Raw genomic sequence first — 21,794 nt, 5'->3', positions numbered from 1 at the left:
CGTGATCGGCATCGTGCGTCCGAGCGCCGCCGACCTGCTGACCTTGGGCAACGCACTGTGCGGCGCAGCGGCGATCGTGCTCGTCGCGACGACAGACGCGGCGACCCTGAGCACCGAGCATCTCCTGCAGGTCGTGGCCGTGCTCCTGGTCTGTGCGACGGTCCTCGACACGGTCGACGGCCCGGTGGCGCGGCGGTGGGGCGGGTCGGCGCTCGGTGCGCCGCTCGACAACCTCGCGGACTGCGTCACGTTCGGGGTCGCGCCTGCGGTGGCGCTGTCGGTGCTCGTCGGCCGCGACGGTGGCGGCAACCCGGCTCTCGTCGGTGGAGCGCTGGTGTACACGGCCGGCGCGCTGCTCCGGCTGGCGGACTTCGCCGCCGTACGCCACGAGCAAGCCGACTTCACCGGCCTGCCGTCCCCGCTCGCCGCCACCTGCGCCATCGTGCTCGGATTCCTCTCTCCGACCGCCTGGGTCGCGGCGTTCGCGCTCGCGGCCCTGGGGCTGTTGATGATCAGCAGCGTTCGCTATCCGGCCCAGCGCGGCGCCGCTCTCGCGCTGTCGTCGGCGGGCTGGGTCGTCTGGCTCGGGGGTTCGCTCGGCCTCTACCCGATGCCCGCTCCCGCTATCGCCGGGCTCGTCGTGGTGCTTCTCGTGGTGCCGATCGCGCACAACGTGCGGCTCCAGACGACTGCACTGCCGGCGCAGGTTGACCCGTGATCTGGCTGACGGTGCGCGACCTGCGCTGGCGGGCACGGCGGGCGGTGCTCGGCGTCCTGGCCACTGCCTCGGTGTTGGCGATGACGCTGCTGCTCGGTGCGGTGCACGACGCTTTCCTCGCCGAGACGACCCGGACGGTCGAGTTCTTCGCCGGCGATGCGTGGGTGGTGCCGGCCGGAGCAGCGGGGCCGTTCACGACGAACTCGCCGGTACCCGTTCACGCGGGACCGGCGGACGGGACGCCCGTCGCGATCTTTCGGCACGTCGTCGATCGGGCCGGTGCGCCGACCGATGTGAACGTGATCGCCTACCGCCCCGGTGGCGTGGTCGACCCGCGCACGGTCCAGGGCAGGGCGCCCGTGCGGGCCGGTGAGGCCGCCGTCGACGAGACCCTCGGTGCTCGGGTCGGGGACTCGTTCACGCTCGGAGGGCACCCGATGGTCGTCGTCGGGAGGCTGCGCGGCCTGACCTACAACGGGGGCACCCCGACCGTCGTGGTGACCCTCGAGCAAGGGCAGCAGATCGCGTTCGGCGGGCGCGACCTAGCCGGTGCTTTCGTCGTGCGCGGGACGCCCGCGATCACCGACGGCCTGACCGCCATGACGCCCACCGAGGTCCGCGACGACATGCGCCGCCCCCTGGCCGTCGCGACCCGGACCCTGGCCATCCTGTCCGCCCTGCTCTGGCTGGTCGCTGCGGGGATCGTCGCGTTCGTCTGCTACGTGTCCGGTCTCGACCGGCGACGAGACGTCGCGGTCCTCAAGTCGATCGGCGTGCCCACGTGGCGCCTCGTCGGCGGGGTCGCGCTCGAAGGTGTGCTCCTCGCGGGTCTTGCCGCCGTGGTCGCAGTCGTCGCCGCAGTCCTGTTGGTCCCCGCCTTCCCGCTGCCGGTCAGCGTGACGGTTGCGCAGTGCGTGACCGCGCTGGGTGTCGGCATCGTGATCGGTCTCGTTGCCGCGGCGGCGAGTCTGCACCAGGTCGTCGTGACAGACCCTGCGCTGGCGTTCGCGAACGCCTGAACGTCAGCGGGGGCCCGGGGAGGCGACGAGCGTCTCGTCGACGTCCGAGCGGCCTAGTGCGCGCCACCGGTGAGCACTCCAGCCCGACGGCCGCATGAACCGGAGTGACGATCATGACGAATGCCAAGGCAACCAGTCATCTGGCCGTCATCGGCCCGCTGCGCTGTGGGAGCGCGTCGGTGCTGCAGCACGTCCTCACGCAGTGGAGGACCTGCACATGCGATCGAGTTTCGTCCACACAAGGGCGACAAGAGGCGCAAAGTTCATTGCACTCACGATCTGCTGAGGCGCAGCCTCGAACATCACGTCAGCGCGGACAGGCCCGCGGCGACGGCGAATCCCAGGACGGCTGCCAGGCCGGCCTTGTCCCGGGCCTTTTCCGTGGCCTCGGGGATCATCGAGCCCACGAGCATGACGAGCAGGGCGCCTGCGGCGAAGCCGTCGACCGCGGCCTCGAACCGCTCTGCGGTGACCCGCGCGATCGCGTAGCCGCCGACCGTCGCCAGCGTGCAGGCGATAGCCACCAGCGCCCACAACCGCATGATGCGACCGGGGGCCTGGCCGGCCGCTCTCATGTCGCTGGACGAGCCGATCGCCTCGGGCAGGTTCGACACGAAGATCGAGACCAGCAGCGCGACGCCGATGCCTTCACCTTCAGCCAGCCCCAGCCCGAGCACCGCTTGCTCGGGGATGCCGTCGAGCAGGGCCCCGAGAGCGAGGGGGACGCCGGCGAGACCGGCAGCTGACCGGGTGCCCAGTCGCTGCACGAGGCGATCGGCGACGTAGAACGCCACGGCGCCGACGGCGAGGCCAGTCGCCAGCGCAAGTCCGCCGCCCTTGACGTAGCCCTCCTGGACCAGCTCGAACGAGACGCTCGAGATGAGGGCCCCGGCACCGAATCCGAGGACGACCCCGATCAGTCCGCGAGGCCATCGTCGTGCGATACCCAACGCGGCGCCGATGACGAGCGACGATGCAGCAACACCGCCCCAGCCCAGTGCTTCCCACATCGTTGGTCCCTCCGCCCCCAGAAGCCTCCGGCGGGCTGTCTGAGCTCCGAAACTCCCATCCCCAGGGCAACGACGTCCACGGGCCGGAGACCAGGCACCTAGTGATCTGCCGCGAGCCATGCCAGTTCGGCGCGAGGGCGAACCCGCAGGTAACAGCCGCCGACCAACGGTTTCCGTCGGCTCCTCACGCTGTCGATTGCCGCCAACTCCACCTTATGCGTGCTCCGAGCTGCACGAATGCGCGATTTGCCGGGCCTCTTGTTGACGCCTCGCAGGAAATGAGATCACAGCGCGATATGCGGACACTAATCTCAACCCGGCTCAGTCCAGACGCTCATGGCCCTCGGAGGCCCGAGGGCTCGTCGCCCGGGCGATCGGGTGAAGCGACTACTCGTGGGATGCACGCGTGCCGATGATTGTGGTGCACGCACGGCTCGCTGCGCCGTCAGCCGGACGGCCCGCGTGGTCTCGATCGAGGAGTCGTCATGGGCAGCACCCCACGGACCAGGTTCGGGCGCCTCAACTTCGGCGCGAAGGTGGGCGTCGGCATGGCGGTCGCCGCCGGAGCGCTGGGTGTGGCGGCTGCCGTCCCGGCGGTTGCCGACGGCGCGGCGGACGGCGGGGACCAGGTGGTCGTCGCCCCCACGTCGGAACCGACGACAGAGCCGACGACAGAACCGACGACGGAACCGACGACGGAACCGACTGGCGAACCCTCCGAGGACGCCAGTGCCGAGCCGACAAACGAGCCCTCGGATGATTCTGACGACGATTCGGAGGATGCGGCGGACGTCGCGGACGCCGGCGAGGCCGACCACGGGCCCAAGGCCGACAACTTCGGTGCGTGGGTCTCGGCGCAGGCGCGCAACGGCGGCGTGGACGGACAAGCGATCTCCGAGGCTGCGCACGAGCGCAATGACGCGCGCCGCGCTGCCAAGGCCGCCGCGGCACCGAAGCAGGACAAGGCGCCGAAGCAGGACAAGGCTCCGAAGCAGGACAAGGCCCCGAAGCACGACAAGTAGGCACGGCGACGGTCGGCCTTGAGTCGGACCCAGCCGCGCGTGAGGCGACCGTCGCGTCAGCGACCAGCATCGCCCTCGCGATCATCGAGCTCGCCGACCGTGTGACAGGTCGCCCGTGGGTCATTGCCCTACGCCCGCCCGGGCGAGCAGGCCGTAGCCGACGGCACCAGCGGCCACGTCGCGCCCGGAGCGCCGCGGTCTCCCAAGGGCCGAGGCAGCCGACCGTTAACCTCGGTGGCGTGGATGCGGCAGCGGAACATGGTGAGACGGACGTGCTCGCCGACCTCCGTCGCTATCCCGATCTCGAGGCGCCGAACCTGCACGCGGTCGACGCGAGCGACCGGCTGATCCTCGACGAGGCAGCGCCGACGCTGGAAGCCACGGCCGGCTCGGACGTCGTCGTGATCGGTGACCACCACGGCGCGCTCACGCTCGGCGCGATCGCGCGGCACGGGCTCTCAGGCGTCCGCACGCACCAGGACCGCCTGCTCGGCGAGCGGGCACTGCACGCGAACGCCGTGCGGCTCGGCCTTGACGGGTTCACGAGTCACGGGTTGGCGCCGGAGCTCGTCGCGGGTGCCCGGGTGGTGCTGCTGCAGCTCCCGCGGTCGCTCGACGCGCTCGACGAGATCGCGGGTCTGATCGCCGAGCATGCCAACCCCGAGGTGGTCGTCGTGGCGGGCGGTCGGGTCAAGCACATGACGACGGCGATGAACGACGTCCTCGGCCGCCACTTCGCCACCGTGCAGGCGCATCTGGCCCGCCAGAAGTCGCGCGTGCTCGTGGCATCACAGCCCCGGCCGGCGGCCGAGCGGCCGGCACCGCGCTGGCCAGAGCAGAAGGAGCACCCGGACCTCGGCATCACGGTGTGCGCGCACGGCGGCGCGTTCGCCGGGACGGGGATCGACATCGGCACGCGCGCGCTGCTCGCGCACCTCGACGCGATGCCGGCGGACGCCGCGTCGGCCGTCGACCTCGGCTGTGGCACGGGCGTGCTGGCCGTCCTGCTCGCACGAGCTCACGACGGGCTGACCGTCACGGCAACCGACGAGTCCGCCGCCGCGGTGGCCTCCGCTCGGGCGACGGTCGCGGCGAATGGTCTGGAGGGGCGGGTCGTGGTCGTGCGCGCGGACGGTGCGGACCCGGTAGAAGACGCGAGTGTCGATCTCGTGCTGCTCAACCCGCCGTTCCACCTGGGCGCCGCGGTGCACTCCGGGGTGGCGCGGACGCTGTTCGAGGATGCCGCGCGGGTGCTGCGTCCGGGCGGCGAGCTGTGGGCGGTGTGGAACTCGCACCTGCGCTACCGGCCGACGCTGGAGCGCGTCGTCGGGCCGACCCGGCAGGTCAGCCGCGACCCGAAGTTCACCGTCACGGTCTCCACCCGCTGAGCCGAAGCAGTCCGGACGAACCGGACGTACTCTCGACCGAATGATGCGTCCCACTGCCGCAACTGTCGGCGAGCTCCGCGCTTCCGGGCATGTCCACACGTCGGTGCGCGAAGAGATCCGCACGAATCTCCTCGCGGCCCTCACAGATGGCCGCGACCCTTGGCCGGGCATCCACGGCTTCGACGACACGGTCGTCCCGCAGCTCGAACGGGCCCTGATCGCCGGTCACGACATCGTGCTGCTCGGCGAGCGTGGCCAGGGCAAGACGCGGATCCTGCGCACGCTGGTCGGCCTGCTCGACGAGTGGGCGCCGGTGATCGAGGGGTCCGAGCTGGGGGAGCACCCGTACGAGCCGATCACGGCCGCCAGCAAGCGGAGAGCGACCGAGCAGGGCGACGATCTCCCGATCGCGTGGCGCCACCGGGACGAGCGGTACGTCGAGAAGCTCGCGACCCCGGACACGAGCGTCGCCGACCTCATCGGCGACGTGGACCCCATGAAGGTCGCCGAAGGGCGCGCACTCGGTGACCCCGAGACCATCCACTTCGGGCTCGTCCCGCGCGGTCACCGCGGCATCGTCGCCATCAACGAGCTCCCCGACCTCGCCGAGCGGATCCAGGTCGCGATGCTGAACGTGATGGAGGAGCGGGACATCCAGATCCGCGGCTACGTCCTGCGGCTCCCGCTCGACGTGCTGGTGGTGGCCACCGCTAACCCGGAGGACTACACCAACCGCGGGCGGATCATCACGCCGCTGAAGGACCGGTTCGGGGCCGAGATCCGGACGCACTACCCGACGGAGCTGGCCGACGAGGTCGCGGTCATCCGGCAGGAGGCCCATCTCCAGGCGGACGTGCCGGACCACATCGTCGAGATCCTGGCCCGCTTCACCAAGGCATTGCGGGAGTCGAGCGCGGTCGACCAGCGCAGCGGGGTGAGTGCCCGGTTCGCCATCGCGGGTGCGGAGACCGTCGCCGCTTCCGCCCTGCACCGGGCCGCACGGCAGGGCGAGGACCACGCGGTGGCGCGGCCTGTGGATCTGGAGACCGCGGTGGACGTGCTCGCGGGGAAGATCGAGTTCGAGTCCGGCGAGGAGGGGCGCGAGGACGAGATCCTCGACCACCTGCTGCGCACGGCGACGGCGGAGACCGTCCGCGCTCACCTGCGCGGGATCGACTTCGGCCTCCTGGTGGACGCGATCCAGGGTGGAGTCATGGTGACCACCGGCGAGCAGGTCACGGCACGCGACGTCCTGTCGGGCCTGCCGTCGCTCGGCGAGTCCGAGCTGTACGACGAGGTCTGCGCGCGCCTCGGAGCCACCAACGACGGTGAGCGGGCCGCCGCCATCGAGCTCGCGCTGGAGGGCCTCTACCTGTCGCGCCGGATCAGCAAGGAGTCGGGGGGCGGCGAGACGATCTATGGCTAGGCCCAACCGCCGGCTGGCCCGCTACACCCCGTACGTCGACGGGCCGGACCCGCTTGCGCCGCCCGTCGACCTGGCTGAGGCGCTGGACGCGATCGGCGAGGACGTCATGGCGGGCTCCTCGCCCGAGCGGGCGATGCGCGAGTTCCTGCGACGCGGCGGCCGGGACCGGGCCGGGCTGGACGAGCTGGCGCGGCGGGTCGCCCAGAGACGAAACGAGCTGACCCAGAGGAACAACCTCGACGGCACGCTGCAGCAGGTCAAGGAGCTGCTCGACCGGGCGGTGCTGGCCGAGCGCAAGCAACTGGCGCGCGACGTCGACATGGACGAGGGCGACCGGGCCCTGGCGCAGCTGCAGCTCGACAACCTGCCGTCCTCGCCGGCGGCCGCCGTGAACGAACTGAACGGCTATGACTGGCGCAGCAGTGAAGCGCGGCAGGAGTTCGACAAGATCAAGGACCTGCTCGGCCGGGAGGTCCTCGACCAGCGGTTCGCGGGCATGAAGCAGGCGCTGGAGAACGCGACCGACGCCGACCGGGCCGCCCTCAGCGAGATGCTGGCCGATCTCAACGGGCTGCTCGACGCGCGGAAGCACAACCAGGACACCCAGGAGCAGTTCGACGACTTCATGGCCAAGCACGGTGAGTACTTCCCGGAGCAGCCCGTCACGCTCGACGAGCTTCTTGATGCGCTCGCACAGAGGGCCGCCGCGGCGCAGCGCATGCGGAACTCGATGACGCGCGAGCAGCGCGAGGAGCTCGACGCGCTCGCCCAGCAGGCGTTCGGCTCGTCGGACCTCATGGACGAGCTGGGCCAGCTAGACGACAACCTCAGAGCCCTGCGACCCGGCGAGGACTGGGGCGGCTCAGAAAGCATGGACGGCGAGAACGGGCTCGGGCTCGGCGACGGCACCGGCGTGTTCCAGGACCTCGCCGACCTGGACGCGCTCGCGGAGCAGCTCGCGCAGTCGTACCAGGGGTCCCAGCTGGACGATGTCGACCTCGAGAAGCTGGCGCGCCAGCTCGGGTCCGATGCCGCGGTGGACGCTCGCACCCTGCAGCGGCTGGAGAAGGCGCTGCGCGAGTCCGGGACGATGCGGCGCGGCTCCGACGGCCAGCTGTCGCTGACGCCGAAGGCCATGCGTCAGCTCGGCAAGGCGCTCCTGCGCGCGGTCGCGGACTCGGTGTCCGGTCGGACGGGAGGCCACGACGTCCGCCGCTCCGGTGCCGCCGGCGAGCCGTCCGGAGCCGCCCGCCAGTGGGCCTTCGGTGACACCGAACCGTGGGACGTGAGCCGGACGATCACCAACGCGCTGGCCCGCGGGGGCGGGCAGGGTTCCGTCAAGATCACAGTCGACGACGTCGAGATCCAGGAGACCGAGGCGCGCACCCAGGCGTGCGTGGCGTTGCTGGTGGACACGTCGTTCTCGATGGCGATGGAGGGGCGCTGGGTGCCGATGAAGCGCACCGCACTGGCGCTGCACACGCTTGTCACGACCCGGTTCCGCGGGGACGACCTGCAGCTGATCGGCTTCGGGCGTGCCGCCAAGGTGATGCAGATCGAGGAGCTCGTCGCGCTCGACGAAAAGTGGGAGAAGGGCACCAACCTGCACCACGCGCTCCTGCTGGCAAACCGCCACTTCCGCAAGCACCCGAACGCGCAACCCGTGCTCCTCATCGTCACCGACGGCGAGCCGACGTCCCACCTGGAGTCCGACGGCGAGGTCTTCTTCGACTACCCACCGAACCCGCTCACGATCGCGCTCGCGGTGCGCGAGCTCGACGGCTCCGCTCGCCTGGGCGCGCGCACGACCTTCTTTCGCCTCGGCGACGACCCGGGCCTCGCGCGGTTCGTCGACGCCATGGCCAAGCGGGCGGGCGGCACGGTCGTCACGCCCGAGTCCGACGACCTGGGCGCCGCCGTCATCGACTCCTACCTGAGCTCGCGTCGCAGCGGCGCCTTCGGGGGGTGGGGTCGCGACGACGAGTGGTGACCTGGACCGATATCGTTATCGAACCCCCTGGAGGAGATGACGATGTCGCCTGACCAGCTCACGTTCGACAACCCTGTCGAGCGCCACTCCCACATCAAGCCGCACGCCTCGTGGCAGCCGGTGCCGGGCCTCGACGCGGAGCTCGACCCCAAGGCCGACCACGGCGAGACCACCTACCGCGGCACGGGTCGCCTGCCCGGTCGGAAGGCGCTCATCACCGGCGGTGACTCGGGCATCGGCGCGGCGGTGGCCATCGCGTTCGCCCGCGAGGGTGCGGACGTGGCCCTCAGCTACCTCCCGGAGGAGCAGGTGGACGCCGAGGCCATCGCGGAGCACGTGCGTGCAGCGGGCCGGACGGCGGTCCTGCTCCCGGGCGACATCCGGGACCGCGAGTTCTGCCGCACCCTGGTCGCCGACGCGGTCGAGGGTCTCGGCGGGCTGGACATCCTGGTGAACAACGCGGCGCACCAGGTGTACCACCAGAGCTTCGACGAGCTGGACGAGGCCGACCTGGACCGCACCATCCAGACCAACCTGTACGCGATGTTCTGGATCACGCGCGACGCCCTGCCGCACCTCGGCCCGGGGTCGACGATCATCAACAGCACGTCGGTCCAGGGGTACAACCCGTCGCCGATGATCATCAACTACGCGTCGACCAAGTTCGGCATCATCGGCTTCACCAAGGCGCTCGCCGCCGACCTGGCGCCCCGCGGCATCCGCGTGAACGCCGTCGCACCCGGGCCGGTGTGGACGCCGCTGCAGGTCTCCGACGGGCAGCCCACGGAGAAGCTGGACGGCTTCGGCGACTCGTCCTGGCTCGGTCGGACGAGCCAGCCGGTCGAGCAAGCGCCCGCCTACGTATTCCTCGCCTCGCCGGAGTCCAGCTTCGTCGTGGGCGAGGTCATCAACGTCAACGGCGGGGCGAACGTGCCCTGATCACTTGATCGCCCCCTGCGTCACGCCGGACATCACCCAGCGCTGCGTGAACAGGTACACGATGATCGCGGGCGCCATGGCCATGAGGTACGACGCGAACGCGACGTTGTAGTTGCTGCTGAACTGGGTCTGGAAGACGCTCTGCAGCACAGGCAGGGTCTGCAGCGTGGAGTCGGCGGTGATGAGCGACGGCATCATGAAGTCGTTCCACGACGCGAGGAACGCGAAGATCGCGACGGTCGCGCTCATCGGCGCCATCATCGGGAACACGATGCGTCGGAACACGACCCAGGTGGTGGCGCCGTCGAGCCGTGCGCTCTCCTCGAGCTCCTCGGGGAGGCCGCGGATGAACGCGGTGAACAGCAGGACGCTGAACGACAGCTGGAACATCACGTGCAGGAGCGCCACGCCGACGGGGTTGGCGAGCCCGACCATCCCCGTGAGCTTGACCTGGGAGAGCGCCAGAACGGGGAACGGCAGGAACATCGCGGCCAGCAGGTAGAAGAACGACCACCGGAAGAACCGGTGGTCCCAGTTGCGGGCGATCGCGTACGCCGCGAAGGACGCGAGGAGGACGGTGCCGACGACCGTCACCGCAGTGACGAACACCGAGATGGCGAATCCGCGCGGGAAGTTGGTGAGCTCCCAGGCCTGGACGAACCCGTCGACGCTGAACGGGGACGGCAGGGAGAACACCTGCCCGTCGACCGACTGGGTGGTGGTCTTGAACGCCATCGTGAGCGTCGCGTAGAGCGGCAGGAAGACCGCGAGCGTGCACACGACGAGCGTGAGGGTGGTTCCCCAGCTGGGGCGATCCTCGCCCCCTCGGCCGAGGAAGCGGCGCCGCCGCCGGACCGGGACCTGGGCAGGGGTGGCGGTGACCAATGTCTGGGCAGTCATCAGAACGCGTTCCTTCCGCGGGTGAGACGAAGCTGGACGACGGCGAGGACCACCGCGATGAGGAAGAAGATCGTGGCGTTGGCCATCTGATAGGCGTAGTCGCCGCCGGTGAAGCCGGTGAAGATCGTCATGGCGACGCTGCGGGTCGCCGTGCCGGGACCGCCGTTGGTCAGGCCGACGATGATGTCGTAGGCGTTCAGGAAGTTCTTGAAGCCGATGACCAGGTTGATGACGACGTACCCCGCGACGAGCGGCAGGGTGATGGCGAACAGTCGCCGACGCGCCGAGGCGCCGTCCATCGCCGCGGCCTCGTAGACCTCGCCCGGGATGGACAGGATGCCCGCGATGTAGATGAGCAGGGCGCTGGGGATCGCCTGCCACGCCGTGACGATCACGATCGTCAGCCACGCCAGGTCGGGGTTCGCCAGCAGGCTCTGCTCGAGCGCCGTGATGCCCACGGCCTGCCCGAGCTGCGGGACCGAGTTGGAGAACAGGAAGTTGAAGACGTAGGCGATGACGATGCCCGAGATGACCATGGGCAAGACGAACACCGCCCGCAGCGCGACCTTCGCCCGGATCTTGGCGGTCAGGCCGACGGCGAGAAGGAACGCGACGACGTTGACCAGCAGCACGGTGACGAGCGCGAACCCGATCGTGAACAGGTACGAGCTGCGGATCGCCGGGTCCGAGAACAGCGCCACGTAGTTGGTGAGACCGGTGAACTGGAACTCTCCGAAGCCGGCCGAGTCCGTGAAGCTGAGCGTGATGCCCATGATGGCCGGCAGGGTGATGGAGAGCGTGAAGAGGACGAGCGTGGGCAGCAGGAACAGGTAGAACGTCCGGGAGATCCGTGGGCGGTCGGTCCTCGTCTGCAGCGGTGCCGCGACGTCACGGCCCGCGGGGCGGGTGGGGGCTGCTGTGACCATGAGGTGTCTCCGTTCGTGGGGTGTGAGGCGAAGGCCCGTCAGGAACGGAAGGCCAGGCGCCGCCAGTCGGCGTCGAGCGTCCGCAGGATCGACTCGGGGTCGGCACCTGAGGTGAGGGACTGCGTGTAGTTCTGCAGCGGGATCGACTGCGGGACCAGCTGGGAGGCGCCCAGGTAGAACGCGGCCCGGTCGTAGTACTCCTTCAGCTCGACCAGCGTCTCGTTGGTCACCGGTGCGGCGTCCTCCGTCACGCCGAAGCCCAGGGCGTGCGCGTTGTAGGCGTCGATGACGTCGGGCTGCATGAGGAACGACAGGAACTCCCGGGCAGCCTCCTTCTTCGTGGAGCCCTCCGGGATCCACAGCGCGAGGTCGATGTTGACCCGCACCCTGCGGTCAGCCGGGTCGTCCGTCGCCGGCAGAGGAAACGCACCGACATCGAGATCCGGGTTCGTCTTCGCGATCTCCCCGATCGCCCACGGACCCTGCAGGTACATGGCGGCCTCGCCGTTGGCGAACGCGACGTTCCCGTCTCCGTATCCCCGGCTCGCGGCGTTGTCGTTGGAGTAGGAGACGAGCTCCTGCATCCGGTGGACCGGATCGAGGAACTGCTGCTCGAACGACACAGGGGAGTCGGAGTCGACGTCGGTGCCCTGGCTCTTGAGCTGGTTGAAGAAGTCCGTGGTGTCGATCATGCCGCCGACCGAGTAGTCGAAGTGGCCCTGCGCGATCGTCCACGGGTCCTTGAACGTGCTGTACAGCGGCGTGATCCCCGCAGCCGCGAGCGCGTCGCACACGGCGACGAACTCGTCCCAGGTGGTCGGGACCGTCAGATCCTGCTGCGCGAAGATCTCCCGGTTGTAGAGCACGGCTGCCGCCATGAGCGAGTACGGGATCACGCTGGTCCGGTCCTCGTAGGAGGCCGTGACGTCGATGAGGGGCTGGAGGTCGCCCAGGATCCGCCGCGCCTCGGGCATGTCGCCGAGATCGCTGAGCGCGCCGCGCTCGACGTAGCGCGAGATCTCGAAGTTGTAGTTGAGACAGCCGATGTCGGGGGGCGACTCCCGCACGAACGTGCCGGCCAGGTTCGACGTGGCATCGTGGCGCACCCGCACGCGCGACTGGGTCTGGTGGAACTGGTCGATGAGCTCGTCGAAGTAGCCGATCACCTCGGGCTTCGACTGGTAGAAGACGATCTCGGTGGGCCCGGAGCCGCCGGAGCTGGGGGCGCAGGACGCGACGGCGAGTCCGGCGCCCGCGACCCCGATGCCGCGAAGAAACCCTCGTCGGCTCAGCTCCGTCGACATCAGGGGTGTGTGGGATGTCATGCCTTCGCCTCCATTGGTCGAAGTCACCTGACGGCAGGGTCGCCGCCGTCCGGACATGTGCCGGGGCACCTACCGGCGTCGTCAGAGGGGAGCTGGCCGGTCCTGCTGCAGCCAGACGGTGGTCTCCGCGGGCACTGTGTGCCCGTCGATCGGCGAGCTCGACACGATCACCGTGCCGGCCGGCATCGGCACCGGCGTGCTCCCGAAGTTCGTGAAGGACGTCCAGCCGCCGGGCCGCGTGAACGCGACCACCGCCGGAGACGTCGGCGTGAGCCACTCCAGCGACTCACCGGTCTGCAGCAGCCGCCGTTCGGCGAGCGCCCGCCGGTAGAAGCTCAAGGTCGAGTCCTCGTCGGAGGCCTGGCTCTCGACGGCGAAGCGGACGAAGTCAGCCGGGACCGGGAGGTGCGCGAGCCGGTCGCCGAAGCCGAGCGTGGGGCCTTGCACGGCCCACGGCAGCGGCACCCGGCAGCCGTCGCGGCCCTTCTGCTCGCCGCGGGAACGGAGGAACGTCGGGTCCTGGAGGGCGTCGGTCGGCAGGTCCGCCACCTCCGGCAGGCCAAGCTCTTCGCCCTGGTAGAGGTACGCGGAGCCGGGGAGGGCGAGGATGAGGAGCGTCGCCGCACGCGCCCGGCGACGGCCGCGCTCCTCGTCGGGGTGCGGCTCGGCGCCGTCGTGCAGGAGCCACGCGTTGAGGTCGGTGCCGTCGGGCAGCGCGTAGCGGGTGGCGTGCCGGACCACGTCGTGGTTGGAGAGCACCCAGGTGGACGAGGCGCCGGACTCGCGGGCGAGCTCGAGGTTCTTGTCGATGATCGAGGAGAACGCCGTCGCATTCCACCCCGCCTCGAGCAGGTCGAAGTTGAAGGCCTGCCCGAGCCCCTCGGGGGAGGCGTAGCGAGAGCGTCTGTGCGCGGGGACCCACGCCTCCGCAACGGCGGTGCGCGGCGGGTCGTACTCGTTGAACAGCCGGCGCCACTCGCGGTAGATGTCGTGGACCTCGTCGCGGTCCTGGAGCGGGTGGGCACCGCTGCAGACGTCGGCATCGAGCTCAGCCTGACTTGCGAGCGGCTCGGTCAGGTCCTTGGCCAGCGCGTGCGCGACATCGATGCGGAAGCCGTCGACTCCTCGGTCGGCCCAGAACCTGAGCGTGGTGAGGAAGTCCTGGCGCACCTCGTCGTCGGCCCAGTTGAGGTCGGGCTGCTCCGGGGCGAACAGGTGCAGGTACCACTCGCCGTCGCCGACGGGCTCCCATGCCGGGCCACCGAAGGTGGAGGTCCAGTCGCTCGGTGGGAGCTCTCCCCGCTCGCCACGGCCCGGCCGGAAGATGTAGCGCTCACGCGCCCGCGAGCCGGGCGGGGACGCGAGCGCCTCCCGGAACCACGCGTGCCGGTTCGAGGTGTGGTTGGGGACGATGTCGACGACGAGCCGGATGTCGGCACCGTGCAGGGCGGCGCGGAGCTCGTCGAACTCCACGAGCGTCCCGATCCGCGGGTCGACGGCACGGTAGTCGTCGACGTCGTAGCCGCCGTCGGCCAGTGCCGAGGGGTAGAACGGGCTCAACCACACCGCGTCGACGCCCAGCTCGCGGAGGTAGCCGACCTTGCCCGTGATGCCGCGCAGGTCGCCGATGCCGTCCGCGTTGGAGTCGGCGAAGCTTCGCGGGTAGATCTGGTAGACAACAGCCTGCCGCCACCAGGTCGCGTCCCGCTGCTGGGGGCCGGCTGCCGTGCGGCCGGTCGCTGCGAGGGTCGTCACTCGTCCTCCAATTGATGTACGTCCTAAATTTAAGACCTGCCACTAAAGTGGCACCATCGATCGAGGAGGTCAAGTGGTCGTCCGAAATCCGGTGGCGTCGCGGCACCTGCGCGACGCCAGCGCGCGGCTGGTGCTCGACCATCTCTGGGACGTGGACGAGGTCACCGGATCCGCGTTGATCGAGGCCACCGGACTCTCGAGGGCGACCGTGCACGGCGTGTGCGACGAGCTCATCGAGCACGGCTGGGTCACGGAGCTGGAGAGCCAGCGCACCGGGACCGAGCACCGCGGACGGCCCGCCCGCCGCTACGCGTTCGACGCCCGCGCCGGAGTGGTCATCGGCGTCGACGCAGGTCAGCACCGCATCAGCGCCACCGTGACGGACCTGCGGGGCAGCTCGCTCTCCCGCGTCGTGTTCCCGGTGGCGCCGCAGGACGGCACCGCGTCCCGGCGGCTCGGGCTGCTCGAGGAGGCCGTGGTCGCCGCCCTCGCGGACGCGGGTGCACCTGCGCGGAGCGTCCTGGCCGTGGCGGTGGGCGTGCCCGCCCCTGTGGACCGTGACGGGCGCACGTCCTTCCAGGACAACCCGTTCTGGGACCGGATGAACCCCGACATCGCCCGCCACCTGCACGACCGGCACGGATGGACGACCCTCGTCGACAACGACGCGAACCTGGCAGCGATCGCCGAGCACTGGCGCGGCCACGGCCGGGACGCGCGCACCCACGTCACGTTGCTCGCCGGCGAGCGGTTCGGTGCGGGAGTCATCGACGACGATCGCCTGCTGCGCGGTGCCCACGGCGGCGTGGGGGAGATGCGCTACCTGGACTTCGTCGAGGGCGTGGGCTCAGCCGACGGCATCGCCGCCCTGGTCCGCGACGATGCCCGTGCGCAGCTGCAGCGTCTGGACGGGCGCGCTGGGTCGTCGTCCCTGCAGGACCTGGACCCCGGGGCGCTGGACGCCGCGAGCGTCTTCGCGGCGGCCGCGGACGACGACCCGCTCGCGGTCAGCGTCATCGAGCACGTGGCCGCGCTCCTCGCCCGGGTGGTCGCGACGTTCGCGAGCATCTACGACCCGGAGCGCGTCATCATCGCCGGCGCCGTCGCGGAGTCCTGCGGGCCGCTGCTCGAGCTCGTCCGGCGCGACGTCGAAAGGTACGTCGACCCACCGGGTATCGAGGTCCTCGCGTCCGAGCTGGGCCGCGACATCGTGACCGTCGGCGCGGTCAAGCGGGCTCTGGACCACGTGCGCGAGCACGCTCTCGAGATCGCGCCTGCCGGGCTGCGCTGACGACCGCCACCGGTCGGGGCGCACCGCCTTTTCGCTGCTCAGAAGAAGGGCCATGGGAACGCGGGCATGTCGCCCGACGGGCCGGGGAAGACGCCGTTGCGCACCAACCGGTCGCAGCGGTCGGCCAGTGCGGCCAGCTCGTCGTCGGTGAGAAGCTCGGACAGGCGCTGACCGAGGTCGCCGTCCAGGCACTTGTGCACCCGTTCGACGCCCGCCACCTCGTCGGGGTCCAGCGACTCGCCGCGCCAGCCCCACAGGACCGTCCGCAGCTTGTGCTCGACGTGGAAGCTGACGCCGTGGTCGACGCCGTAGCGGTGGCCCTGCTGCGTCGGGAGGATGTGGCCGCCCTTGCGGTCGGCGTTGTTCACGACGACGTCGAAGACAGCCATACGGCGCAGCGCGGGGGAGTCCTCGTGGATCAGGGTCAGCGGCTGGTCGTCGTCGTCGATGCCCTGGAAGACCGCGCACCAGCCCTGCGGCGGTACGGCCTGCGCCGGGACGACGTCGACCGGGTCCTGCGCGGCGTCCGGCTGCTGCCAGAGCTGCACCATGCCCGGGCCCAGCGGACCGTCGCGCAGGCAGGTGCGCGGCACGACGTCCCAGCCGAACGCCTCGGAGACCAGGAAGGCGGCTGCCTCCCGGTTGGCCAGCGTCCCGTCCGGGAAGTCCCACAGGGGCCGCTCCCCGGCGACCGGCTTGTAGACCACGCTGACCTGGCCGATCGTCGCGAGGAAGGTCGCGTTCGAGGCGACCGTGATGCGCCCGACGACCTCGAGCTCGCCGCCGACGAGGTCGACCTCGTCGCTGGTCACGAAGCGGGCGCGCCGCACACGTGGCCGTCGTCGTCGACCGGCCCGCCGCAGATCGGACACGCGGGCCGGCCCGACCGGACCACCAGCCGGGTGCGGTCGACGAACGCGCGGGCGGTCCCCACGGGCATCCGGACGACGAGCGCCTCGCTCGGCTCTGCGGGCTCCGCCTCCTCCTCAGCCGCCTCCTCCAGCGGGAACGCCTCGACGATGACCTGCGCGGTCGTCGGATCCCACCCCAGGCGCATCAGCCCCGCGCGGAACTGCTCCTCGACGGGCTGGTCCAGCGGGTCGTCGTCGACGAGCTCGGCGGGGGTGGCGGCGGGGACGCTGAACCGGTTCCCCTCGTCGGCCATGAGCGCGTCCAGGATCTCGTCGATCTTCTCGGCGAGCACCGCGGACTGTTCCTTCTCCAGTCCCACGCTCGTGCTCCGAGCGCCGTCGCGCACCTGCAGGTAGAAGGATCGGGAACCCGGGGGACCGACAGTGCCGACGACGACGCGGTCGGGCCAGTCGAACTGGTGGACAAGGGCCGGCATGTCGCTCATTTTAGGCGGGTGGAGCCGATGCGGGCCCGGCACCGCCGCCGACCTGCGCGTCGCCCACCGGACCCGCAGCGCGCAGCCAGGAGAGGTCGCCCGAGTCCGTGTTGGTGGCGACCACCTCGGGGCGAGTCGTCCCGTACCGGATGATCGAGACCGATCCGGGGTTGACGGTGAGGCGCTGGAACAGGTTGAGACCCATGCCCAGCGCGTCCGCGAGGACGGACTTGACGATGTCGCCGTGGGTCACGGCCACCCACGCCGCTCCGGCGCCGTGCTCCGCCTCCAGTGCCGCGTCCCGCCGACGGATCGCCGCCACCGACCGTTCCTGCATGGCTACCAGCGACTCGCCGCCCGGGAACACGGCCGCGGACGGCTGGTTCTGCACCACCGACCACAGCGGTTCCTGGGCGAGCTCCTTGAGGGGGCGTCCCTGCCACTGCCCGTAGTCGCACTCGACGATGCCCGGCTCGAGGTGCGTGGCCAGGCCATCTCCCTGGTGCTCCGCGATGACCCGCGCCGTCTGCCGGCACCGCGCCAGCGGGCTCGAGACCACCGCGACCAGCGGCACCGCGGCGAGCCGTGCGGCTGTGCGGCTCGCCTGGTCGCGCCCGACCGCGTCGAGATCGACGCCGGAGGCCCGCCCGCTCAGGATCCCCGCGACGTTCGCCGTGCTGCGGCCGTGCCGGACGAGGATGACGGTGGGCATGCCTGGAGCCTAGGCAGCGGCCGTGCTCAGTGCTGGCCGCGCACCTTCAGCCACGCCGGACGTCCGTCGGGATCCACGACGGCGTTGTACACCGGAGCCGCGAGCAGGCGTTGCCAGCGCGTCATGTGCACGGCCGGGTGCGCCCGGAGCCGACCGGGCGGACGCGGGCCAGAGCGCCCGCCGTCGTGCCACGCATCGAGCGCGACGGCGCTCGCACGGACGGCCTCGATCGCGTCGGTGGGGTCGAGCAGCCCGTCGTCGTCGTCGCGATCGAGGTGCTCGCGCCACAGCTCGAGCCGGAGCTCGCGAGCGAAGCGTCGGGCACCGTCACCCAGGCCCCCGGGGTCGCGAGGCTCCCGTTCGTCCCGACGCTGGTCGAGGATCGCCGCGGTGAGCTCGGAGTCGTGCGTCCACGACCGACGGTTGAAGTTGTCGCTGCCCACGGTGGCCCACACGTCGTCGATCACGCAGACCTTGGCGTGCACGTAGACGGGATTGCCGGCATGGTTCTCGACGTCGAGAACCTGGACGCGGTCGCCACCCGCGGCGCGCACGATCTGCAGTGCTCGCGCGTGGCCGAGCCGCACGGGCATCCGGGCCAGCGTGCCGTCCTGGTCCGGATACCGGGGAACGACCGCGATGAGGTGCAGTCCCGGCTCGCGGCGCAGCGCGGCGGCGAAGACCCGCGCGACGTCGGCCGACCACAGGTACTGGTCCTCGACGTAGACGAGGCGCCGCGCGCGCCGCAGCGCCTTGGCGTACCCGCGGGCGGCGCTGCGCTCCCCGGCGGGCGCGTACGGGTACCCGGGACGGCGCTGGGGATAGGTGCGCAGGAGCTGGACCGCGCAGGTGCCGGCCTCGGGCGGGTCCGCCATCGGTGGCGGGAGCCCGTCGGCCCGTCGGTCCTCCCCGCGCAGGATGTCGGGGATCGCCTGCCACGGCAGCCGGGACAGCGCAGCCGGATCCTCCCATCGCTCCCGGAACACGTCCTCGACGTCGCGGACGGCCGGACCGCGGATCTCGACATGGACGTCGTGCCACGGCGGGCGCGTGCCGTACTGATGAGCGAACGGGACGGACTGGGGGTCGCCGCGGTGGTCGGCATCGTCCCGCCGGCCGTGCGCCAGGTCGATCCCGCCGAGCATGACGACGTCGTCGGCCGGGCGCTCCGGGTGGCGGACGACCACGAACTTCTGGTGGTGGCTGCCCGCTGCGCGCACCCGCTGGTCCAGCAGCACCTCGCCGCCGACGTCGTTGACGTCCTCGGAGAGGTTGCGGTTCTCCTCGTTCGAGAACCGCAGCCGGTCGAGGTGCGAGCGCCAGATCAGTCCCTTGACGATCGCACCGCGGTGCACGGCCCTCGAGAGCGCCTGGACGACGGTCTCGCCGTCCTCCGTCAGCTGTTCGTCGGGATCTCCGCGCCAGTCGCTGAAGAACACGAGGTCGCCCTCACCCGCACGCGCGAGCGCCTCGGCGAGCACGGCGAAGTACGTGGAGCCGTGCACGAGCGGGCGCACCGCGTTGCCCTCGGTCCACGGCCGGATCCGCGTCGCGTCGTTGCCTCGCTGCTCCTGGGTGAGGAACCAGCCGAGCTCGGTCCGGCCTCCTGCGATCGCGGGCAGGCTCACCCCGGACCGGGGCGACGGGCGCTCGTGGCGGTGCACGGAACCAAACTGGCACAGGTGGCTGGTCGCGGCCACGCGCGAGCCCGTCACGCGGGGGCGAGGAGCCAGTCGAGCACATGGTCGGCGGACCAGCCGTCCGGGTGCAGCTCGGCCAGCCGGCTCGCGCCGGTCAGGTCGGCTCCGAGGGTGACCAGGCCCTCCTCGGAGCGGCCGTCCGGCCGGGTCTGGCCGAGGCCGACGTCCGCCGACAGCGCGTTGCACAGGCACGCCCGACCGGCGGCATCGTCGGGCGACCCGCCCTTGCGGACGAACATAGCGACCGGCTCGGCCGGGCACCGGTACCCCACGCGACCGTCGTCCTTGCGATAGGGCGACCGCAGGTACCCCAGGTCGCACAGGCGCGGCCGCGCCTCGCGCACGGCGGGGTCCGAGAGCGTGCCCTCGAGCTGGGCGACCTTGAACGGGAAGCCGGTCGGCGAGGCGTCCCCGTCGGTGAGGACCTCGAGCTCCCCGGCCCGCAGCCCGGTCAGGAGCCTCGCGCGCAGCACCGGGGTCAGCCCGGAGTCGGTGCTCAGTGCGAAGACGGTCCCCACCTGGACACCTCTCGCGCCGGCCGCCACCGCGGCCCGCACGCCCTCGGGTGTGCCGAGCGAGCCGGCCAGCCAGAAGGGCAGACCCGTCGCGGCGACCTTGCCGATGTCCGCCTGGTCCCGGGAGCCGAACACCGGCTGGCCCCGGTCGTCCCGCACCGGTCGGCCGCGCGGCGGCGCGTTGTGGCCCCCGGCCCGTGGGCCCTCGATGACGAGGCCGTCGGGACGGATCGCGGGGTCGCGCGCCAGGTACGCGGCGAGGACCTCGCTGGACACGATGGCCAGGAACCTTGGCCGGTCCAGCGGCGGCAGACCGGGGCCGAGCAGGTCGGGCGGGTCGATCTCCACGCCGTGGTCGCCGCCCGGGTCGCCGGCGACGTCCACGGGCAGCCGGGTCGGGCGGTGGACCGCGAGGTCATCGAGCAGGTGCGGCAGGTGGCGGGGGATCCCCGCGCCGACGAGCACGGCGTCGACCCCGGCGAGCATCGCGCCGTACGCCGCGGCGGGCAGCGCCATCTGGATCTTCTCCAGGTAGTTGATGCCGACGGGGCCGCTGTGGCCCGCTCTGGCCAGCCACACCTCGACGAAGTTGCCGAGCACGGTCAGCTCCTGGACGGCCCGGCCGGGGCGGATGCTGAGCCGCGGCACCGGGGTGTATGCCACGCCGGGTGCCCGTCCGCCGGGTCGCAGGTACCGCGCGAGCACGCGCTCGGCGATCGCCCGCACCGGGAACGCCGCCATGGCGCGACGGACCGAGCCGTCGAGGTCACCGTCCTCGAGGCGGCGCGCGAGCACGAGGTCCAGCGCGGTACCGGACACCACGCCGAGCTGGCCGCGCCGGGCGACGGCGGACGCCAGGCGCCAGGACGAGACTGCCACCCCCATCCCGCCCTGGATGATCGTCGGGAGCGCGCGCCTCGGCGACGTCACGGGCGGGGGTGTCGACATCGAGCTCTCCAGACCTGGTGGGACGTCGGTTGCGCCGAGCCGGGCGCTACAGCCCCATCGCGTGCACCCCGCCGTCGACGTGCACGATCTCGCCCGTCGTGGCCGGGAACCAGTCCGAGAGCAGCGCGACGACGGCCCGTGCGGTCGGGTCGGCGTCGTGGACGTCCCATCCGAGCGGTGCCCGCTGGTCCCAACCGCCCTCGATCGACTCGAAGCCGGGGATGGACTTGGCCGCGGTCGACCGGACCGGGCCGGCGGCGACCAGGTTGACGCGGATCCCGTCGGGACCCAGGTCCCGGGCCAGGTAGCGCGAGGTCGACTCCAGCGCGGCCTTGGCCACGCCCATCCAGTCGTAGACCGGCCAGGCGACGGTCGCGTCGAACGTCAGACCGACCAGCGATCCGCCCCGGCGCATCAGCGGCCGCGCAGCCACCGCCAGTGCCTTGAGCGAGTAGGCCGAGACCTCCAGCGCGGTCGCGACGTCGGGCCACCGGCCGTCCAGGAACTGCCCGCCGAGCACGGCCTGGGGAGCGAAGCCGATCGAGTGGACCACCCCGTCGACGCGGTCCGCGTGCTCACCGACGGCCCCTGCCAGGGCCGCCAGGTCCGCGGCGGACGTGACGTCGAGCTGGACCACCGGCGCCCGGGTGGGCAACCGCCGGGCGATCGCCTCAGTCAGCCGCTGCTGGCGGCCGAACGACGTGAGGACCACCTGCGCGCCCTGCTCCTGGGCGAGCCGGGCGACGTGGAAGGCGATCGAGCCCTCCGTGAGCACCCCGGTCACCAGGATCGTCCTGCCGTCGAGCAGCGCCACCGGCGTCTCCTGTCGTATCGGTGCCGTCCCTTGGTTTCGCCCGGCTCC

Annotated in this window: 19 protein-coding genes; 8 read left to right on the top strand and 11 right to left on the bottom strand. The window is 71.4% G+C overall.

Annotation, left to right across the window (positions count from 1 at the left end; translation table 11 throughout):
* The first annotated feature begins 1 nt into the window (after nt 1).
* Entirely contained in the window at nt 2-718 is a 717-nt protein-coding gene (locus tag ASG23_RS06625) for a CDP-alcohol phosphatidyltransferase family protein (RefSeq protein WP_056021937.1), read from the top strand.
* A complete protein-coding gene (locus ASG23_RS06620) occupies nt 715-1,737 on the top strand; it encodes an FtsX-like permease family protein (RefSeq protein WP_056021934.1) in 1,023 nt (340 codons plus the stop codon). The genes ASG23_RS06625 and ASG23_RS06620 overlap by 4 nt, the downstream gene beginning before the upstream one ends.
* A gap of 302 nt (nt 1,738-2,039) precedes the next feature.
* Here the strand turns inward: ASG23_RS06620 and ASG23_RS06615 are convergent, their stop codons facing one another.
* The gene (locus tag ASG23_RS06615; protein WP_056021931.1) at nt 2,040-2,747 is read right to left on the bottom strand and encodes a ZIP family metal transporter; all 708 of its coding nucleotides are present in this window, start codon (nt 2,745-2,747) and stop codon (nt 2,040-2,042) included.
* Between the two features lie 548 nt (nt 2,748-3,295).
* Here ASG23_RS06615 and ASG23_RS06610 point away from each other — a divergent pair.
* The 5 genes from ASG23_RS06610 (at nt 3,296) to ASG23_RS06590 (ending at nt 9,512) form a co-directional block, all read left to right on the top strand.
* Entirely contained in the window at nt 3,296-3,769 is a 474-nt protein-coding gene (locus ASG23_RS06610; protein ID WP_157465546.1) for a hypothetical protein, read from the top strand.
* 272 nt (nt 3,770-4,041) lie between these two features.
* Complete coding sequence (locus ASG23_RS06605) at nt 4,042-5,157, top strand: methyltransferase (RefSeq protein ID WP_200941522.1); 1,116 nt, start codon at nt 4,042-4,044, stop codon at nt 5,155-5,157.
* Between the two features lie 40 nt (nt 5,158-5,197).
* Nucleotides 5,198-6,583 (top strand): ATP-binding protein, encoded by a 1,386-nt coding sequence (locus ASG23_RS06600; protein WP_056021920.1) that lies wholly within the window; start codon nt 5,198-5,200, stop codon nt 6,581-6,583.
* Complete coding sequence (locus ASG23_RS06595; protein ID WP_056021918.1) at nt 6,576-8,573, top strand: vWA domain-containing protein; 1,998 nt, start codon at nt 6,576-6,578, stop codon at nt 8,571-8,573. The genes ASG23_RS06600 and ASG23_RS06595 overlap by 8 nt, the downstream gene beginning before the upstream one ends.
* A gap of 42 nt (nt 8,574-8,615) precedes the next feature.
* The gene (locus ASG23_RS06590; protein ID WP_056022729.1) at nt 8,616-9,512 is read left to right on the top strand and encodes an SDR family oxidoreductase; all 897 of its coding nucleotides are present in this window, start codon (nt 8,616-8,618) and stop codon (nt 9,510-9,512) included.
* On the opposite strand, the gene ASG23_RS06585 is transcribed toward ASG23_RS06590, so the two are convergent.
* From ASG23_RS06585 to ASG23_RS06570, 4 genes are all read right to left on the bottom strand, one after another.
* Nucleotides 9,513-10,412 (bottom strand): carbohydrate ABC transporter permease, encoded by a 900-nt coding sequence (locus ASG23_RS06585; RefSeq protein WP_056021916.1) that lies wholly within the window; start codon nt 10,410-10,412, stop codon nt 9,513-9,515.
* Complete coding sequence (locus ASG23_RS06580) at nt 10,412-11,338, bottom strand: carbohydrate ABC transporter permease (protein ID WP_082515892.1); 927 nt, start codon at nt 11,336-11,338, stop codon at nt 10,412-10,414. The genes ASG23_RS06585 and ASG23_RS06580 overlap by 1 nt, the downstream gene beginning before the upstream one ends.
* A 38-nt stretch (nt 11,339-11,376) precedes the next feature.
* Nucleotides 11,377-12,663 (bottom strand): ABC transporter substrate-binding protein, encoded by a 1,287-nt coding sequence (locus tag ASG23_RS06575; RefSeq protein ID WP_056021913.1) that lies wholly within the window; start codon nt 12,661-12,663, stop codon nt 11,377-11,379.
* Nucleotides 12,664-12,744: 81 nt separating this feature from the next.
* Nucleotides 12,745-14,418 carry a glycoside hydrolase family 13 protein gene (locus ASG23_RS06570; RefSeq protein WP_056021910.1) on the bottom strand — a complete coding sequence of 558 codons (1,674 nt, stop codon included), beginning with the start codon at nt 14,416-14,418 and terminating at the stop codon, nt 12,745-12,747.
* Nucleotides 14,419-14,491: 73 nt separating this feature from the next.
* On the opposite strand from ASG23_RS06570, the gene ASG23_RS06565 reads away from it, so the two are divergent.
* A complete protein-coding gene (locus tag ASG23_RS06565) occupies nt 14,492-15,709 on the top strand; it encodes an ROK family transcriptional regulator (RefSeq protein ID WP_082515890.1) in 1,218 nt (405 codons plus the stop codon).
* Between the two features lie 38 nt (nt 15,710-15,747).
* On the opposite strand, the gene ASG23_RS06560 is transcribed toward ASG23_RS06565, so the two are convergent.
* The 6 genes from ASG23_RS06560 to fabI are packed head-to-tail and all read right to left on the bottom strand — an operon-like array spanning nt 15,748 to nt 21,746.
* Nucleotides 15,748-16,521 carry an SCO1664 family protein gene (locus ASG23_RS06560; RefSeq protein WP_056022723.1) on the bottom strand — a complete coding sequence of 258 codons (774 nt, stop codon included), beginning with the start codon at nt 16,519-16,521 and terminating at the stop codon, nt 15,748-15,750.
* Complete coding sequence (locus ASG23_RS06555) at nt 16,518-17,057, bottom strand: DUF3090 domain-containing protein (RefSeq protein WP_056021904.1); 540 nt, start codon at nt 17,055-17,057, stop codon at nt 16,518-16,520. Before ASG23_RS06555 ends, ASG23_RS06560 begins: the two co-directional genes overlap by 4 nt.
* Nucleotides 17,058-17,067: 10 nt before the next feature.
* Nucleotides 17,068-17,769, bottom strand: coding sequence for an MSMEG_4193 family putative phosphomutase (locus ASG23_RS06550; RefSeq protein WP_056021901.1), 702 nt, complete (start codon nt 17,767-17,769; stop codon nt 17,068-17,070).
* Between the two features lie 26 nt (nt 17,770-17,795).
* Nucleotides 17,796-19,469: a phospholipase D family protein gene (locus ASG23_RS06545; protein WP_235520919.1), complete on the bottom strand. Its 1,674-nt coding sequence runs from the start codon at nt 19,467-19,469 to the stop codon at nt 17,796-17,798.
* 11 nt (nt 19,470-19,480) lie between these two features.
* Nucleotides 19,481-20,932, bottom strand: a complete 1,452-nt coding sequence (locus ASG23_RS06540; RefSeq protein WP_056021898.1) for a nitronate monooxygenase — start codon at nt 20,930-20,932, stop codon at nt 19,481-19,483.
* 46 nt (nt 20,933-20,978) lie between these two features.
* Entirely contained in the window at nt 20,979-21,746 is a 768-nt protein-coding gene (gene fabI / locus ASG23_RS06535; protein WP_056021894.1) for an enoyl-ACP reductase FabI, read from the bottom strand.
* Nucleotides 21,747-21,794 lie beyond the last annotated feature (48 nt).

Origin of the sequence: Cellulomonas sp. Leaf395 (assembly GCF_001424125.1) — a bacterium.
Classification (GTDB): Bacteria; Actinomycetota; Actinomycetes; order Actinomycetales; family Cellulomonadaceae; genus Cellulomonas.
This window is presented reverse-complemented; position numbering and strand designations above follow the sequence as displayed.